The organism is Stackebrandtia soli (genome assembly GCF_965137155.1).
Lineage (GTDB): Bacteria > Actinomycetota > Actinomycetes > Mycobacteriales > Micromonosporaceae > Stackebrandtia > Stackebrandtia soli.
In genome coordinates this window covers 1-14,587 of the sequence record NZ_CBCRZX010000017.1, presented here as the reverse complement: position 1 = coordinate 14,587, position 14,587 = coordinate 1, and the positions used below count along the sequence as shown (strand labels likewise).

Annotated in this window: 16 protein-coding genes and 1 tRNA gene; 12 read left to right on the top strand and 5 right to left on the bottom strand. The window is 69.0% G+C overall.

What is annotated here, in order from left to right:
* The first annotated feature begins 24 nt into the window (after positions 1-24).
* From dnaJ to ACM9NP_RS11945, 3 genes are all read left to right on the top strand, one after another.
* Complete coding sequence (dnaJ, locus tag ACM9NP_RS11955; protein ID WP_415646728.1) at positions 25-1,215, top strand: molecular chaperone DnaJ; 1,191 nt, start codon at positions 25-27, stop codon at positions 1,213-1,215.
* A 116-nt stretch (positions 1,216-1,331) separates the two neighbouring features.
* Positions 1,332-1,742, top strand: coding sequence for a heat shock protein transcriptional repressor HspR (locus ACM9NP_RS11950; RefSeq protein WP_415646788.1), 411 nt, complete (start codon positions 1,332-1,334; stop codon positions 1,740-1,742).
* Between the two features lie 40 nt (positions 1,743-1,782).
* A complete protein-coding gene (locus ACM9NP_RS11945; RefSeq protein WP_415646727.1) occupies positions 1,783-2,154 on the top strand; it encodes a VOC family protein in 372 nt (123 codons plus the stop codon).
* 114 nt (positions 2,155-2,268) lie between these two features.
* On the opposite strand, the gene ACM9NP_RS11940 is transcribed toward ACM9NP_RS11945, so the two are convergent.
* From ACM9NP_RS11940 to ACM9NP_RS11930, 3 genes are all read right to left on the bottom strand, one after another.
* Positions 2,269-2,634, bottom strand: a complete 366-nt coding sequence (locus ACM9NP_RS11940) for a PH domain-containing protein (protein ID WP_415646726.1) — start codon at positions 2,632-2,634, stop codon at positions 2,269-2,271.
* 76 nt (positions 2,635-2,710) lie between these two features.
* Complete coding sequence (locus ACM9NP_RS11935; RefSeq protein ID WP_415646725.1) at positions 2,711-3,376, bottom strand: response regulator; 666 nt, start codon at positions 3,374-3,376, stop codon at positions 2,711-2,713.
* Positions 3,373-4,536 carry a sensor histidine kinase gene (locus ACM9NP_RS11930; RefSeq protein WP_415646724.1) on the bottom strand — a complete coding sequence of 388 codons (1,164 nt, stop codon included), beginning with the start codon at positions 4,534-4,536 and terminating at the stop codon, positions 3,373-3,375. The genes ACM9NP_RS11935 and ACM9NP_RS11930 overlap by 4 nt, the downstream gene beginning before the upstream one ends.
* 166 nt (positions 4,537-4,702) lie before the next feature.
* On the opposite strand from ACM9NP_RS11930, the gene ACM9NP_RS11925 reads away from it, so the two are divergent.
* Together ACM9NP_RS11925 and ACM9NP_RS11920 are read left to right on the top strand one after the other, a co-directional pair.
* A complete protein-coding gene (locus tag ACM9NP_RS11925; protein ID WP_415646723.1) occupies positions 4,703-5,623 on the top strand; it encodes an ATP-binding cassette domain-containing protein in 921 nt (306 codons plus the stop codon).
* Positions 5,604-6,368 carry an ABC transporter permease gene (locus ACM9NP_RS11920; RefSeq protein ID WP_415646722.1) on the top strand — a complete coding sequence of 255 codons (765 nt, stop codon included), beginning with the start codon at positions 5,604-5,606 and terminating at the stop codon, positions 6,366-6,368. Before ACM9NP_RS11925 ends, ACM9NP_RS11920 begins: the two co-directional genes overlap by 20 nt.
* An 87-nt stretch (positions 6,369-6,455) precedes the next feature.
* Here the strand turns inward: ACM9NP_RS11920 and ACM9NP_RS11915 are convergent, their stop codons facing one another.
* Entirely contained in the window at positions 6,456-6,767 is a 312-nt protein-coding gene (locus tag ACM9NP_RS11915; protein WP_415646721.1) for a cupin domain-containing protein, read from the bottom strand.
* Positions 6,768-6,838: 71 nt separating this feature from the next.
* Here ACM9NP_RS11915 and ACM9NP_RS11910 point away from each other — a divergent pair, with 71 nt between their 5' ends.
* Both ACM9NP_RS11910 and ACM9NP_RS11905 read left to right on the top strand, forming a co-directional pair.
* Positions 6,839-7,792, top strand: a complete 954-nt coding sequence (locus ACM9NP_RS11910; protein ID WP_415646720.1) for a GlxA family transcriptional regulator — start codon at positions 6,839-6,841, stop codon at positions 7,790-7,792.
* Positions 7,793-7,899: 107 nt separating this feature from the next.
* Positions 7,900-8,364, top strand: a complete 465-nt coding sequence (locus ACM9NP_RS11905; protein ID WP_415646719.1) for a macro domain-containing protein — start codon at positions 7,900-7,902, stop codon at positions 8,362-8,364.
* Positions 8,365-8,409: 45 nt separating this feature from the next.
* Here ACM9NP_RS11905 and ACM9NP_RS11900 read toward each other — a convergent pair.
* A tRNA-Ser gene (locus tag ACM9NP_RS11900) sits at positions 8,410-8,497 on the bottom strand.
* Positions 8,498-8,628: 131 nt separating this feature from the next.
* Here ACM9NP_RS11900 and purB point away from each other — a divergent pair.
* From purB to ACM9NP_RS11875, 5 genes are all read left to right on the top strand, one after another.
* Positions 8,629-10,044 (top strand): adenylosuccinate lyase, encoded by a 1,416-nt coding sequence (gene purB / locus ACM9NP_RS11895; RefSeq protein WP_415646718.1) that lies wholly within the window; start codon positions 8,629-8,631, stop codon positions 10,042-10,044.
* A 710-nt stretch (positions 10,045-10,754) separates the two neighbouring features.
* Positions 10,755-11,027: a phosphoribosylformylglycinamidine synthase subunit PurS gene (purS, locus tag ACM9NP_RS11890; protein ID WP_415646717.1), complete on the top strand. Its 273-nt coding sequence runs from the start codon at positions 10,755-10,757 to the stop codon at positions 11,025-11,027.
* Positions 11,024-11,707: a phosphoribosylformylglycinamidine synthase subunit PurQ gene (gene purQ, locus ACM9NP_RS11885; protein WP_415646716.1), complete on the top strand. Its 684-nt coding sequence runs from the start codon at positions 11,024-11,026 to the stop codon at positions 11,705-11,707. The genes purS and purQ overlap by 4 nt, the downstream gene beginning before the upstream one ends.
* Positions 11,704-13,992, top strand: a complete 2,289-nt coding sequence (purL, locus tag ACM9NP_RS11880) for a phosphoribosylformylglycinamidine synthase subunit PurL (RefSeq protein WP_415646715.1) — start codon at positions 11,704-11,706, stop codon at positions 13,990-13,992. The genes purQ and purL overlap by 4 nt, the downstream gene beginning before the upstream one ends.
* Before the next feature lie 174 nt (positions 13,993-14,166).
* On the top strand, positions 14,167-14,586 hold the full coding sequence (locus ACM9NP_RS11875; RefSeq protein ID WP_415646714.1) for a hypothetical protein: 420 nt from the start codon (positions 14,167-14,169) through the stop codon (positions 14,584-14,586).
* The last annotated feature ends 1 nt before the right edge of the window (position 14,587 follow it).

The following is a 14,587-nucleotide window of genomic DNA, read 5'->3' as shown; positions in this document are numbered from 1 at the left end:
TAAGCCGAAAGGGGGGCGTCCATAGTGGTATCCCGTGACTGGATGGAGAAGGACTTCTACAAGGTCCTCGGTATCACCAAGGACGCCCCCGAAGCGGACATCAAGAAGGCGTACCGAAAACTCGCCCGCGATCTCCACCCCGACCACAACCCGAACAACCCCGAGTCGGAGGAACGCTTCAAGGAAGCGTCCGAAGCGTACTCGGTCCTCTCGGACCCGAAGCAGCGCAAGGAATACGACGAGATGCGCTCCCTGCTGGGAGCCGGCGCGTTCCGTCGCGGCGCCCGCATGGGCGGCCAATCGCCCTTCGATTTCGACGACCTCATGCGCCAGGCCCGCACCGGCGGTGGCGGCTTCTCCGCCGGCCAAGCCGGAAACGGCGGCGGCCTCGGCGACCTGTTCGGCTCGTTCTTCGGCGGGTCCAAACAGCGCGGCCCCTCGAAGGGCCGCGACGTCGAGACGAGCGTCACCCTCGACTTCACCGACTCCGTGTTCGGCGTGACGCTGCCACTGAAACTGCGCTCACCCGGCGCGTGCGACGTCTGCGGAGGTTCGGGCGCCAAGGCCGGAACGTCCCCGAAGACGTGCCCCGCGTGCCACGGCGCGGGAATCCGCTCCGTTGACCAGGGCGCGTTCAGCTTCTCGGAACCCTGCCGCGAATGCAACGGCGTCGGCACGATCGTGACCGACCCGTGCGCGGAGTGCCACGGCACCGGCGGTGTCACCAAGACCCGCGTCCTGACCGTCCGGATTCCCTCCGGCGTCCGCGACGGCCAACGGATCCGGCTCGCCGGTCGCGGCGAGGTCGGGGAACGCGGGGGAGCCCCCGGCGACCTGTACGTCCTCGTCCACGTCCGCCCACACGAACTGTTCACCAGGGACGACGACAACCTGCTCCTGACGCTGCCGGTCTCCTTCACCGAGGCGGCCCTCGGGGCCGACATCCGGGTGCCGACCCTGAACGGACCCGTCACGGTACGAGTGCCCGCGGGAACACCGAGCGGCCGCATGCTTCGCGTGCGCGGGCGCGGCGTCCCGTACCGCAGCGCGATCGGCGAAGGCTCCGGCGATCTGCTCGTCACGATCACCATCAGCGTGCCGACGAGCCTGTCCGACGACGCCGAGCAGGCGTTGCGGGATTACGCGAAGGTCGAACCCGCGCCACCTCGCGACAGGATCGACGAAGCGATCGGACCGATCGCCGATCAGGGTTGACGAACGGAGCCGCCGAACGGCAGGCTTGAAGACAGGCGCGAAGCGCGCGAGACCGAAGGATTGAGGTGGACACGGTGACGGGGAATCGACGTTCCAGAGCGGCGCAGCAGCCGCCGATGCGTGACGCCGCGGTCGACGCCAAGATGCTCGTCATCTCGGTCGCGGCTCAGATGGCGGGCATGCACCCGCAGACGCTTCGCCAGTACGACCGGCTCGGCCTCGTCGAACCCGCGCGGACCCCGGGCGGTGGACGCAGATACAGCCTGCGAGACGTCGCCAGACTCCGGGAGATCCAACGGCTCAGCCAGGAGGACGGCGTCAATCTCGCGGGCATCAAACGCATCATGGAGCTCGAGAATCAGGTCTCCTCGCTGCGCGTGCACGTCCACGAGCTGATGGAGCACGTGTCGTCGCTCGAGACCGAACGCGACGAGCTCGAGGCGGCCGTCGGGCCGTTCAACCTGGCCAGACGCACCCGCGTCAGCACGGAGACCGCGCTCGTCATCTGGCAGCCGCCGAACCGCTGAACCGGCGTGCCTGTCGTAGGCGCGACCTATCTTCATCGCCATGAGCGAAGACATCAGACTGGCGATGTTCACCGTCGACTGCGCCGAACCGGGGGAACTCGGGCGTTTCTACTCGCAGCTGTTCGGTTGGACGGTCGCCTACGAGGACGACGACGCCGTCATGCTCACCCGGGACGACGGGCCCGCCCTCGGGTTCGGCCGCGTCGACGACTACACCCCGCCCCCGTGGCCCGACCCGGAGGGCCGCAAGCAGTTCCACCTCGACCTGGCCGTCGGTGACTTCGACGAGGCACAGGCTCGCTGCGTCGAACTCGGCGCGACCATCCCCGACTTCCAGCCGGGCGGTGACCGCTGGCGGGTCCTTCTCGACCCGGCCGGTCACCCGTTCTGTCTGACGCACTGGGGCGCCTGACCTGAACCGAGCGCCGCCTCCGATTCACTTCGGGGGCGGCGCTCGGTCGTCGTTCGCGACCACGTGGGCCGGACGAGCGTCGAGCGCTCTCGCCGGACGGGTTCGCGAACGGTGCTACAGGGTGATGTGGTGCATGATCAGTTGGTGCGTGTGGTGGGTCTTCTTGTCGCCACGGAACTCGACCTCGTAGATGGACGTTCCCACGTGGATCGCCAGGGACCCGGAAGAGAAGTACTGGCCCGCGAATGAGCGGTTGCTCGTCACGCTGACGCTGGAGATCCGGGCGTAGGGGATCGACGTCAAGGCGATCCGCTCGCCCACGAACGACTTGTCCATGATGATGACGCGCTTGTTCGTCATCCCGATGAACCCGGTGGCGACGCCGATGGCGTCGTACACGGCGAGGATGTGCTCGCCGTCGAGGAGGCTCTCCTCGATCTGCTTCAGCTGATCCTTCTTGTCGAACACGGGGTCCGCCACACCAAACTCCATTTCGTTTTGCATCAATATCTCGATGCAGGCTAACCCGTGCCGACAAAGTGCCATCGGCGTGCCGTCACCGTCGAGGCGGCGCGACGAGTCCTCCCTCGTAGGCCGCGATGACGAGTTGCGCGCGGTCGCGCGCGCCGAGCTTCGCGAGTATCCGTCCGATATGGGTCTTGACCGTGGTGGGGCTGAGGAACAGGTGCGTCGCGAGTTCGCCGTTGGACAGCCCGCGCGCGATGAGTGTCAGGACTTCGCGCTCCCGTTTCGTCAGCGACCCGAGCCGACCCCCGACCGGAGGCGCGGTCGGCGTTCGCGCGAACTCGGCGATCAGCCGACGCGTGACCGTCGGCGACAGCAGACCGTCTCCGGCGGCGATGACCTGGATCGCCGCGAGCAGTTCACGCGGCGGAGTGTCCTTGAGGAGGAAGCCGCTCGCGCCCGCCCGCAAGGATTCATACACATAGGAGTCCAGGTCGAAGGTGGTCACGATGAGCACCTTCGTGTCCACATCGGCCGAACAGATCCGCCGAGTCGCCTCGATACCGTCCATGTCGGGCATGCGAATGTCCATGAGGACGACGTCGGGTCGCAGCCGCGTCGCCAGTTCGACGGCCTCCGCGCCGTGCGCGGCCTCCCCGACCGCGCGCAGCCCCGGAGAGACGTCGACGAGCATGCGAAAGCTCCCACGCAACAGGGCCTGATCGTCGGCGATGAGGACCGTCGTCTCGTCGCTCAAGGTCGTTCTCCGATCGGAATACGGGCGGTGACGGCGAAACCGGTGCCTCGCCGACCCGCGACGAAGTCCCCACCGTAGACGGCGACCCGTTCGCGCAGACCGATCAACCCGTGCCCACCCCCGTCCGGGGCCGGACGGGGCGCACCCCCGCCGCCATCGACCACGGCGACCACCAGGCAGTCGTCGACCACCCCGAGGTCGACGGCGCAGGACTCGGCACCGGAGTGCCGGATGACGTTCGTGACCGCCTCCTGCACGATCCGAAAAGCCGCCAACTCCACCCCGTCGGGCAACGGCGGGAGCCGACCCACGTCGACGGTGACGGTGACTCCCGCCAACTCCGCCGCCGACACGACAGAATCCAGTTCGGACAATTTCGGGGCCGGCCCGAGCGGCGCGTCCTCACCGCCCGTCGAAGTCTCCGCGCGCAGAACCCCGAGCATGTGACGCAGCTCGACGAGCGCCTCCCGACTCGTCCGCTCGATGGTCTCCAACGCCTCCGCCGCCACCGGGTCCGTCGTGACCAGCGCCGACACGCCGGCCTTGACCGTCACGACACTCATGCTGTGCGCCACCACGTCGTGCAACTCCCGCGCGATTCGCAGCCTCTCGTCGACGAGCCGTCGCCGATCCTCGCTCTCCCTCCGTCGCCGCAACGCCGACTGCCGCAGCCGAGCCGCCTGCCCGATCACCCACGACGAGCCGTTGACGAGGGCGATCAACCCCAGCAGCCCGCCGACACGGATCGCGCCCTCCGAGCCGTACACCGGCAGCAACGACAAGCCCGCCCCGAACAGCACCCCCGCCAACGACCACGCGGACACCCGCACCGACCGGAACGCCGCGACGTAGAACAGGGCGATCCCCGTCGCCAGGTACGGCTCCTTCGTCGCCCCCGCCAAGGTCATGCCCGTCATGCCCGTGAACACGAGCGCCAACGCCGCGACCGGCCACACGCGCGCCACCGCCAGCGGCAGCCCGATGAGCAACGGCAGCAGAACCCGCGCGACACCCGTGATCTGCCACAGTGGAGTTCCCTCGGGTTCGGTCGTCACGACCAACGGACCCATGATCAGCACGATCGTCACCGCGCCGGTGATGTCGAACAGGTACTGGGGCGCGCTCGTGCGGCGACCGAGCAGGGAATCCAAGAGGGGCATGCCCCGACCGTATTCCGCGCGTCGACGACGCGACACCTACCGTCGTACGTCCTCCCACGGTATGACGCCCCCACGGCGCCGTCGTCGGCGTCGAACCCCGGTGGGACCCGAAGGTGCCCACCACGCTCCGATGCGCGGGCGGGCGTTTCCGGCGACCGTTGAACACATGATCGACGTACACGAACTCACCAAGAGATACGGCCCCGTCACCGCCGTGTCCGATCTCAGTTTCACGATTCGCGGCGGCGCGGTCACCGGTTTCCTCGGGCCCAACGGCGCCGGCAAATCGACCACGATGCGGATGATCCTCGGCCTCGACGCGCCGACGAGCGGTTCCGCGCTCGTCAACGGGCGGCCCTACCGGAACACACCCCGTCCGTTGACCGAGATCGGCGCCCTGCTCGACGCGTCCGCCGTCCACGGTGGATACAACGCCGTCACGCACCTGACGGCACTCGCCCGCAGCAACCGCATCGGACGTCGCCGCGTCGCCGAGGTCCTCGACACGGTCGGCCTCACCGACGTCGCCCACCGCCGCGTCAAGGGGTACTCGCTCGGCATGCGTCAACGGCTCGGCGTCGCGGCCGCGCTCCTCGGCGACCCCGGCGTCCTGCTGTTCGACGAGCCCGTCAACGGCCTCGACCCTGAGGGCATCCGCTGGATCCGCGGACTGATGCGCCGCCTCGCCGCGGAGGGCCGAACCGTCCTGGTCTCCAGCCACCTCATGACGGAGATGGCGCTCACCGCCGACCGGATCCTCGTCCTCGGCCGAGGACGACTGCTCCTCGAATCGTCCATAGCGGAGATGACGGCGCGACACCGCACCGACGTCCTCGTCCGCACCGACGACCCCACCCGCGCCACGACGGTGTTCGCCGACGCGGGAGGCCAGGTCACCACCGAGGACGACGCGCTCATCGTCGTCGGGCTGCCGCACACCGAACTCGGGCGGATCGCCGCCGGAAACGGCGTCGTCCTCACCGAACTCACCCCGCGATCGGCGTCCCTCGAGGACGCGTACCTGCGGCTCACCGCCGACCACACCGACTACACCGAAGGGAACGCCGATGTCGATTCTCGCCGCTGAATGGCTGAAGTTCCGCAGCGTCCGGTCCACGCACTACCTGCTCGCGGCGACGGCCGCCCTGTTCATCGTCTGCACCGTCATCGCCTCCGCGATGGTCGCCGACTGGCGCGGCTCGTCTGCGGCGGACCAGGCGACGTTCGCCGCCGCCGACGTCACCATCCCGCTCATACCGTTCGCGCAGTACCTGATAGCCGTGATCGCGGCGATGGTGATGACGAGCGAGTACGCGACGGGCTCGATTCACACCACGCTGATGGCAGTTCCGAACCGTCGCCGCCTGTACGGCAGCAAACTCGCCGTCGTTGTAGGCGCGACCCTCGTCCTCGCGGCGGTCCTGTCCGTCGCCGCGATCCTCGTCACCGACCTCGTGACGGCCGACCTGCCCGCGCCCATCCGTCCATGGGAGACGGTGAGTTCCGCGTTCGCGCTGACGGTGGCCAACATCGCCGTCATGGTCGTCATCGCCGTCACCGCCTTCGGCTTCGCGGCGCTCACCCGCTCCCTCGCCGGGACCCAGGTCATCATGACCTTGCTCCTGCTGATCCTCCCGATCCTCGCGATGTTCCTACCCGCGCCGGTCGGCCTCTGGGCGCACGACCTGGCCCTGCCCAGCCTCCCCGCGCAGCTGGCGGGCGTGGCGGTCGACTCCCGGTTGACTCCCGAGACCGCCGCCGTCGCGGCCGTCGGGTGGGCCGTTGTCTCCGCCGGAGCCGGCCTGACGGCCTTCATCCGCCGCGACGCGTGATCGCGGACGGCGCCCGCCCCCCCATCAACGGGGGCGGGCGCCGTCGCGTGTTCCGAGTCGTCGGCGTTCGACGCGGACGAGGCGGGATCACGGCTCGAAGATGGTGATCCCGAGCATTCGGCCGCCGGTCTCGCTTCCCGGTTGGTGCGCCGAGCCTTTCGCGAGCACCACATAGCTGCCCGCCGGGTAGCGGGTGTCCCCTTCGACGATCTCGCCGTCGATCACGAAGTACCGCTCCTCCGACTCGTGCACGTCCACGTCCGGCCACCGTGTTCCCGGCCCGAAATCGATCAGCCACGCCCGGGCCCTGTCCGTCGCCGTCAGCCGCCGCCGAAAGATGCCCGGCGCGACCTCGACGGGTTCGACGTCGTCGATGTTGATTCCCTGGATCGTCGTCATGCGCCGATGCTAGGAAACCCACCCGCCCCAGTGACAGTGGCAGATCTGACACCAATGGGTACTATCCGGCCATGGCCGAGCATCGAGTCGTCGCCCTCGTCATGCCGCCCCAGGCGCTCTTCGAGCTGGCGTCCGTCGCGGAGGTGTTCGGCACCGCGCGGGCTGGGCTGCGGCGCCACTACGCGTTCGAGGTCTGCACCGAACGCCCCGGCGCCGTCGGTACCGTCGGCGGGCTGACCCTCCACATTCAACACGGGATGGACGCGCTCGATCGCGCCGACACCGTCGTGATCCCCGGGTACCACGAGCACGACCGTGCGGCCCCCGACGTCGTACTCGACGCCCTCCGCCGAGCCCACGCGCGCGGAGCCCGGCTCGTGTCCATCTGCTCGGGCGTCTTCCTGCTGGCGCAGACGGGATTGCTCGACGGCCGGCGAGCGACCGCGCACTGGCGCATGGCGGACGACCTGCGCCGCGAACATCCTCGGATAGAAGTCGCCGAGGACGAGCTGTACGTCGACCTCGGCGACATCGCGTCCAGCGCGGGCACCGCCGCCGGCATCGACCTCGGTCTGCACCTGGTCCGTGGCGACGCCGGCGCCGCGTACGCCAACGAGATCGCCCGACACATGGTCCTCCCGCCGCACCGTCACGGCGGCCAACTGCAGTACGCTACGACACCGGTTCCCCCGGACAGCCCCGAACTCGGACCGCTCCTCGACTGGATCGAGGGACGCCTCGGGAAGCCGATCGGCGTGACGGACATGGCACGGCACGCGGGCGTGTCGGAGAGGACGCTCGCCCGTCGATTCACCGAGAACCTCGGCGTCGGCCCCGGCCAGTGGCTCCTGCGACGACGGATCGACGCGGCCAGGGTGCTCCTCGAACACACCCCGCTGCCGGTCGACGTCGTCGCGCGTCGTGTCGGCCTGTCCTCGGCGACGAACCTGCGGCGGCGATTCCGCGACGCCCTCGGCACCACACCCGGCGCCTACCGACGCGCGTTCCGGGAACCGACCGATTGACATCACGCCTCCCGGCAGCCGATTCGCCGCGGTTCGCGACCGATGGACATCGAGAAGATGCCCCGCCGAGGCGCTCGCATGTCACACCACGGTGGTACCCCTGAGGAATGGGAGAGCCAACGATCACCCCGACCCGTGGAGATCTGCTCGCGGCCGACGTGGACGCACTGGTCAACGCCGTCAACACGGCGGGCGTCATGGGAAAGGGGATCGCCCTACAGTTCAAGCGCCGGTACCCGGAGATGTTCACGGCCTACAGGGCCGCCGCGAGCAAGGGCGACATCGTGCTGGGACGGATGCACGTCTGGCCGACCCGTCGAACGAGCGGCCCCCGATACGTCGTCAACTTCCCGACGAAAGGCCACTGGCGAGCGACATCGACACTGCCGGACATCGAGGCCGGACTCGTCGCCCTAGTCGAGGCCGTTGAAGAACTCGACATTCGCTCGATAGCCGTTCCGGCCCTGGGTTGCGGCAACGGCGGCCTGGAATGGGACGAGGTCGAGCCGGTCATCCGGGCCGCGTTCGACAACGGCCCAGCCGTCGACGTCCTGCTCTTCCCACCTGGATGAGACGTGAAACAGGGACGCACCGACCGGTGCGTCCCTGTCCCGTTGTGGCGGAGGATAGGGGATTCGAACCCCTGAGGGCGTTAACCCAACCCGCTTTCCAAGCGAGCGCCATAGGCCACTAGGCGAATCCTCCGCGAAGGACGATACCCGAACGGTCGTATGACGCCCCGAGGCGGGGCGGCCGAACGCACGCCACCACTGTCGACGTCACAGTGGGGCCGTGTGTCGTCCGACGTCGCGACGGGTGTGCGCGAGAATGGTCACGTGATTCCCAACGTGCTGGCCTCCCGTTACGCGTCCGACGAACTCGTGTCCCTGTGGGATCCCGCCGCGAAGGTGCGCGCCGAGCGCCGCCTGTGGGTCGCGGTGCTGCGCGCCCAGTCCGACCTGGGCGTGTCCGTCCCGGACGGTGTCATCGACGCCTACGAACGCGTCATCGACGACGTGGACCTCACGTCGATCGCGGAACGCGAGCGGGTCACCCGCCACGACGTGAAGGCGCGCATCGAGGAGTTCAGCGCACTCGCCGGACACGAACACATCCACAAGGGAATGACGAGTCGCGACCTGACGGAGAACGTCGAACAGCTCCAGATCCGCGACTCGCTCGCCGTGATCCGCGACCGGATGGTCGCGACGCTCGCCCGGCTCGCGAAGCACGCGGCCGAATACCGGGCGCTCGCGATGGTCGGCCGTTCGCACAACGTTCCCGCGCAGGCGACGACGTTGGGGAAGCGGTTCGCGTCGGCGGCGCAGGAGCTGCTCGTGGCGTACGACCGGGTCGAGGAGCTGCTGGGGCGGTATCCGTTGCGGGGCGTCAAGGGCCCGGTCGGCACCGCCGCCGACCAGCTTGACCTGTTCGACGGGGACGCGGAGCGGCTCGCGGAGTTGGAGCGGCGGGTCGCCGGTCACCTCGGCTTCGCGAGTGTGTTGGACAGCGTCGGTCAGGTGTACCCCCGATCGCTCGACTACGACGTCGTGTCGGCGTTGGTTCAGGCGGCGGCCGGTCCGTCGTCGTTGTCGCTGTCGATCCGGTTGATGGCGGGCGCGGAGCTCGTGACGGAGGGATTCGCGAAGGGGCAGGTCGGCTCGTCGGCGATGCCGCACAAGATGAACACGCGGTCGACGGAACGGATCAACGGGTTCGCGGTCGTGTTGCGCGGGTACGCGTCGATGGTCGGCGAGCTCGCGGGCGGCCAGTGGAACGAGGGCGACGTGTCGTGTTCGGTGGTGCGCCGGGTCGCGCTGCCGGACGCGTTCTTCACGGCGGACGGCCTGTTCGTGACGATGGCGACGGTGCTGGACGAGTTCGGCGCGTTCCCGGCGGTGATCGGGCGGGAGCTGGAGCGGTACCTGCCGTTCCTCGCGACGACGAAGATCCTGCTCGCGGCCGTGAAGGCGGGTGTCGGCCGGGAGGTCGCGCACGAGGTCATCAAGGAGCACGCGGTCGCGGTCGCGTTGGACATGCGGGAGGGCGCCGTCGACAACGATCTGCTGGATCGTCTGGCGAAGGACGCCCGGCTCGGCTTGGATCGGCGTCGCCTCGACGAGTTGATCGACGCGCCGTTGACGTTCACGGGGGCGGCGGACGCGCAGATCACGGCGGTGACGAATCGTGTCGCCGAGATCGTGGCCAGGTATCCGGACGCGGCGGCGTACAAGCCGGGCGCGATCTTGTAGCGGGGTTCGTCGATTCGTTCTCGAGTGGAGCGGAGCCGGTGCTGCCGGAGACGCCCCCCTCGGGGGCCTCCAACCTCCGCCCCATTGGAATCGAGCCTAGCCGCAGCTCAGGCGTGGCTGTCAAACGCCGCCGCGCCAGACTGTGGACGACCAACCGATTGTGGAAAACCCACAGTGGTCGGTCAAACGGGCTCCGATTCCGGGTCCGGCGACCCAACGGTCATGTCGTCCACCGCAGCGCGCCCCGCGAGCGCGGCGAGAGAGCGCGAGTACGACATCCGGCGCGGGGACCATGCCGTTATCCCTGCCTCCGAGGTGACCTCGAATGGTGTGGCGACGGCTAACGGATCGATCATCCCAAGTGGCACAGAGGATCCCGACTTCGCGACCGTCGGCGGTGGAGTGGCGCGAAGCATTGGCGCCGTGACGTTCTCGCATACCGTGATCTGCGCCTGACGTTGTGTCCGGATCGGGCCTCGTCGAAATCGCCGCATCCGTGTTCACCCACCGGGGTGTTGCGCGTGGATGGATTCGGGTGGTACCGGTACGGTCGAGGAGCCCGTGGGCTTCGGCGGGAGCGTCGTGACCTGCGGTCGTGCTGCCGGGGGCGTGCCTGAGACGCTGGTCATGTCGCCGGGGGCGGATGGCCGAAGCGGAAACTCGCACATATTCTGGTGGCGGGTTTTCCATCTATCGACAGGAGCGGGTCCGTGACGCGCGTCGTCGTCGACGTCATGCTCAAACCAGAGATTCTCGACCCGCAGGGGGAGGCGGTCGTTCGCGCGCTGCCTCGTCTCGGCGCGTCGACCGTCACCGGTGTCCGAATCGGCAAGAGAATCGAACTCGATTTCGCCGACGGCACCGACGAACAAACCATGCGAGATCAGGCGAACACCATCGCGGACGCCCTGCTGGCCAATCCGGTCATCGAGGACTTCACGATCCGGGTGGAGTCCGACGCGGAGCCGGAGCCGGCGCAATGAGCGCGCGGGTCGGGGTGGTGACGTTCCCAGGTTCGCTCGACGACGTCGACGCCGCCCGCGCCATTCGCCTCGCCGGTGCGACACCCGTATCGCTGTGGCACGACGACAGCGCCCTGCGCGGAGTCAACGCGGTCGTGCTCCCCGGGGGCTTCTCCTACGGCGACTATCTGCGGTGCGGGGCGATCGCCCGGTTCTCAGCCGTCATGGAGACCGTCGCCGACGCGGCGTCCGCAGGTCTGCCGGTGCTGGGGATCTGCAACGGCTTCCAGATCCTGTGCGAGTCGCACCTGCTGCCGGGTGCGCTGACTCGTAACCGGCACATGCACTTCCGGAACCGTCCGCAGGCCATGCGGGTCGAGAACGTCGACACCGCGTGGACGGCGGACTTCACCGCCGAGCAGCGCGTCGTCGTTCCCGTCAAGAACGGCGAGGGCTGCTACGTCGCCGACGAGAAGACGCTCGACACGCTGGAGGCGGAGAACCGCGTCGTGTTCCGGTACGTCGACGGCAACCCGAACGGGTCGCAGCGCGACATCGCGGGAGTGACGAACGCGGCGGGCAACGTCGTCGGTCTCATGCCGCACCCCGAGCACGCCGTCGAGGCGCTGACCGGCCCGTCGACGGACGGACTCGGCGTATTCACCTCCGTTCTCGCACACTTGGGAGCAACCACCCGATGAGCACTGTGGACGCTACTGACGTGTTGGACACCGTCGGCCTGGCCACCGCGACCCCCGACGAGGCGCAGCCATACGCCGAACTGGGGCTCCGCGACGACGAGTACGCCAAGATCCGCGCGATCCTCGGTCGCCGACCCACCCGGTCGGAACTCGCGATGTACTCGATCATGTGGAGCGAACACTGCTCGTACAAGTCGAGCCGGGTTCACTTCAGGCACTTCGCGGAGAAGAGCCCGAAGACGGACCGACTGCTCGCCGGGATCGGCGAGAACGCGGGCGTCATCCGCGTGACGGACGAGATCGCCGTCAGTTTCAAGGTCGAATCGCACAACCACCCGAGCTTCGTCGAACCGCACCAGGGCGCCGCGACAGGCATCGGCGGGATCGTCCGCGACATCCTCGCGATGGGCGCCCGCCCGATCGCCGTCATGGATCCGCTGCGTTTCGGCTCCGCGACCCACCCCGACACGAAACGGGTCCTCCCCGGCGTCGTCGGCGGCATCTCCCAGTACGGCAACAGCCTCGGCCTGCCCAACATCGGCGGCGAGATCGTCTTCGACCCGTGCTACCAGGGCAACCCGCTCGTCAACGCGCTGTGCCTCGGCGTGCTCCCCGTGTCGCGGCTGCAGACCATGGCCGCGTCCGGTATCGGCAACGTCGTCGTCCTGCTCGGCGCGAAGACCGGCCGAGACGGCATCGGCGGCGTGTCCGTCCTCGCCTCCGCGACGTTCGAGGAGGGCACCGAGAGCGCCCGCCCGAGCGTCCAGGTCGGCGACCCGTTCACCGAGAAACTGCTCATCGAGTCGTGCCTCGAGATGTACGACGCGAGCCTCGTCACCGGCATCCAAGACCTCGGCGGCGCCGGACTGACGTGCGCCCTCTCCGAGACGGCCGCCGCCGCGAAACTCGGCATGCACGTCGACCTCGAGCGCGTGCCGCTCCGTGAGGCGTCGATGAGCCCGCACGAGGTCCTCGCGAGCGAATCCCAGGAGCGCATGCTCCTCATCGTCGAACCCTCCAAACTGGAGGACGTGTTCGCGGTGGCCGACAAGTGGGGCGTCCTCGCGACAGCGATCGGCGAGGTCACCGAAGCCGGTGACGACGGCGGCCGCCTCGTCGTCGACTGGCACGGCCACACCGTCGTCGACTGCCCGCCGGGCAGCCTCGCCGACGACGGCCCCGTGTACCAGCGGCCCATGCGGGAGCCCGCCGACCGGGACCTCGTCGCCGTCGACCGCGCGGAGACCCTGCCGCGGCCCGGCACCCCCGATGAACTACGGGAGACGCTGCTGGACATGCTCGCGTCGCCGAACCTGTGCGACAAGACGTGGGTCACCGAGCAGTACGACCACTACGTGCGCGGCAACACGGTTCTCGCGCAGCCCGAGGACGCGGGCGTCATCCGCATCGACGAGTCCAGCGGCGTCGGGGTCGCGATCTCGACGGACGGCAACGGCCGGTACGCGAAGCTAGACCCGTACGCGGGCGCGCAGCTCGCGCTCGCCGAGGCGTACCGCAACGTCGGCGTGACCGGCGCGAACCCGATCGCCGTCACCGACTGCCTGAACTTCGGTTCCCCCGAGGACCCCGAGGTCATGTGGCAGTTCGCCGAAGCGGTCCGGGGTCTCGCCGACGGGTGCGCCGAACTCGGCATCCCCGTTACCGGCGGCAATGTCAGTTTCTACAACCAGACCGGCCTCGTCGCGATCCACCCGACGCCGGTCGTCGGCGTCCTCGGTGTCCTCGACGACGTGAACCGCCGCCTGTCGAGTGGTTTCCGCACCGACGGCGACATCGTCATGCTGCTCGGCGACACCCGCGAGGAACTCTCCGGTTCCGAATGGGCGTGGCGCCGCCACGAGCACCTCGGCGGGGTCCCGCCGGTGGTGGACCTCGCGGCCGAGCAGGCGCTCGCCTCGGTGTTGCGCCGTGCCGCCGACGTCGAGCACGTGTCGGCCGCGCACGACCTGTCCGACGGCGGCCTCGCGCAGGCGTTGGCGGAGTCGGTGCTGCGGCACGAGGTCGGCGTCCGGGTTCGTCTCCCGGAGAACATCGACCCGTTCGTGGCGTTGTTCAGCGAGTCGACGGCGCGCGCGATCGTCGCGGTGCGGCGCGGGCACGAGGCCGCGTTCCGGGCGTTGTGCGACGAGAACGGTGTCCCGTGGACGCCGCTCGGCGTAGTCGACTCGAGCGCGAACGGTCTCGACGTGGACGGCCTGTTCGCGGCGTCCGTGGATGAACTCCGCGAGGCGCACACGAGGACACTGCCGGAGCTGTTCGGCTAGAGCGTCCCGGTTTCGAGCCGGGTTCCGATCATCGGGCGGACGTCGACGACGTCCGCCCGTCTCCGTGTGTCGATCCGGTCGGCTGTGCGTTGTCGTCCCCACCCGCTACCGTGACTGTCGACAACCCGTTCCCGATGCGGACACCCCCGTCGTCAGTCGAAAAGGCCATTCACCATGCAGCGCAACGGTTTCGAAGGTTTCGCGAACCCGGTTGAACCGACCGTGGATGAATTGACGGCATGGGCGTACGACCCGGTCGCGGGGCCGCCACAGATCAGTCGGCAGTGGGACCTGCTGCTCGCCGACGATCGCCTCGTCCCGACGATCCTCGGTTTCGCCGCCGATCCGGTGTGCCCGAAGCGGACGTTCGCCCTGCACTGCCTGTATCTGTACGCCGCCGACGCGGTGCGGACCAGGTTCCGGGCCCACCCCCGCAAACTCGTCAAACGGCTCCTCGACGCGGCATGGGACACGGGCGACCCGTGGGTGCGCCTGTGGGTCAGCAACACGAAGGCGCTGTCGGCCGACCCGGACCTGTTCGACTACGCCGAATGGTGCCAAGGCGGCCTGGCCCGCCGCCCCCGCCGTCTCTGAC

Bases quoted from the DNA above. Each gene is read 5' to 3' on its own strand.
- ACM9NP_RS11950 (WP_415646788.1), top strand. From the start codon at position 1,332: ATGCGTGACGCCGCGGTCGACGCCAAGATGCTCGTCATCTCGGTCGCG.
- ACM9NP_RS11945 (WP_415646727.1), top strand. From the start codon at position 1,783: ATGAGCGAAGACATCAGACTGGCGATGTTCACCGTCGACTGCGCCGAA.
- ACM9NP_RS11930 (WP_415646724.1), bottom strand. From the start codon at position 4,536: ATGCCCCTCTTGGATTCCCTGCTCGGTCGCCGCACGAGCGCGCCCCAG.
- ACM9NP_RS11925 (WP_415646723.1), top strand. From the start codon at position 4,703: ATGATCGACGTACACGAACTCACCAAGAGATACGGCCCCGTCACCGCC.
- ACM9NP_RS11920 (WP_415646722.1), top strand. From the start codon at position 5,604: ATGTCGATTCTCGCCGCTGAATGGCTGAAGTTCCGCAGCGTCCGGTCC.
- ACM9NP_RS11915 (WP_415646721.1), bottom strand. From the start codon at position 6,767: ATGACGACGATCCAGGGAATCAACATCGACGACGTCGAACCCGTCGAG.
- ACM9NP_RS11910 (WP_415646720.1), top strand. From the start codon at position 6,839: ATGGCCGAGCATCGAGTCGTCGCCCTCGTCATGCCGCCCCAGGCGCTC.
- ACM9NP_RS11905 (WP_415646719.1), top strand. From the start codon at position 7,900: ATGGGAGAGCCAACGATCACCCCGACCCGTGGAGATCTGCTCGCGGCC.
- purQ (WP_415646716.1), top strand. From the start codon at position 11,024: ATGAGCGCGCGGGTCGGGGTGGTGACGTTCCCAGGTTCGCTCGACGAC.
- purL (WP_415646715.1), top strand. From the start codon at position 11,704: ATGAGCACTGTGGACGCTACTGACGTGTTGGACACCGTCGGCCTGGCC.
- ACM9NP_RS11875 (WP_415646714.1), top strand. From the start codon at position 14,167: ATGCAGCGCAACGGTTTCGAAGGTTTCGCGAACCCGGTTGAACCGACC.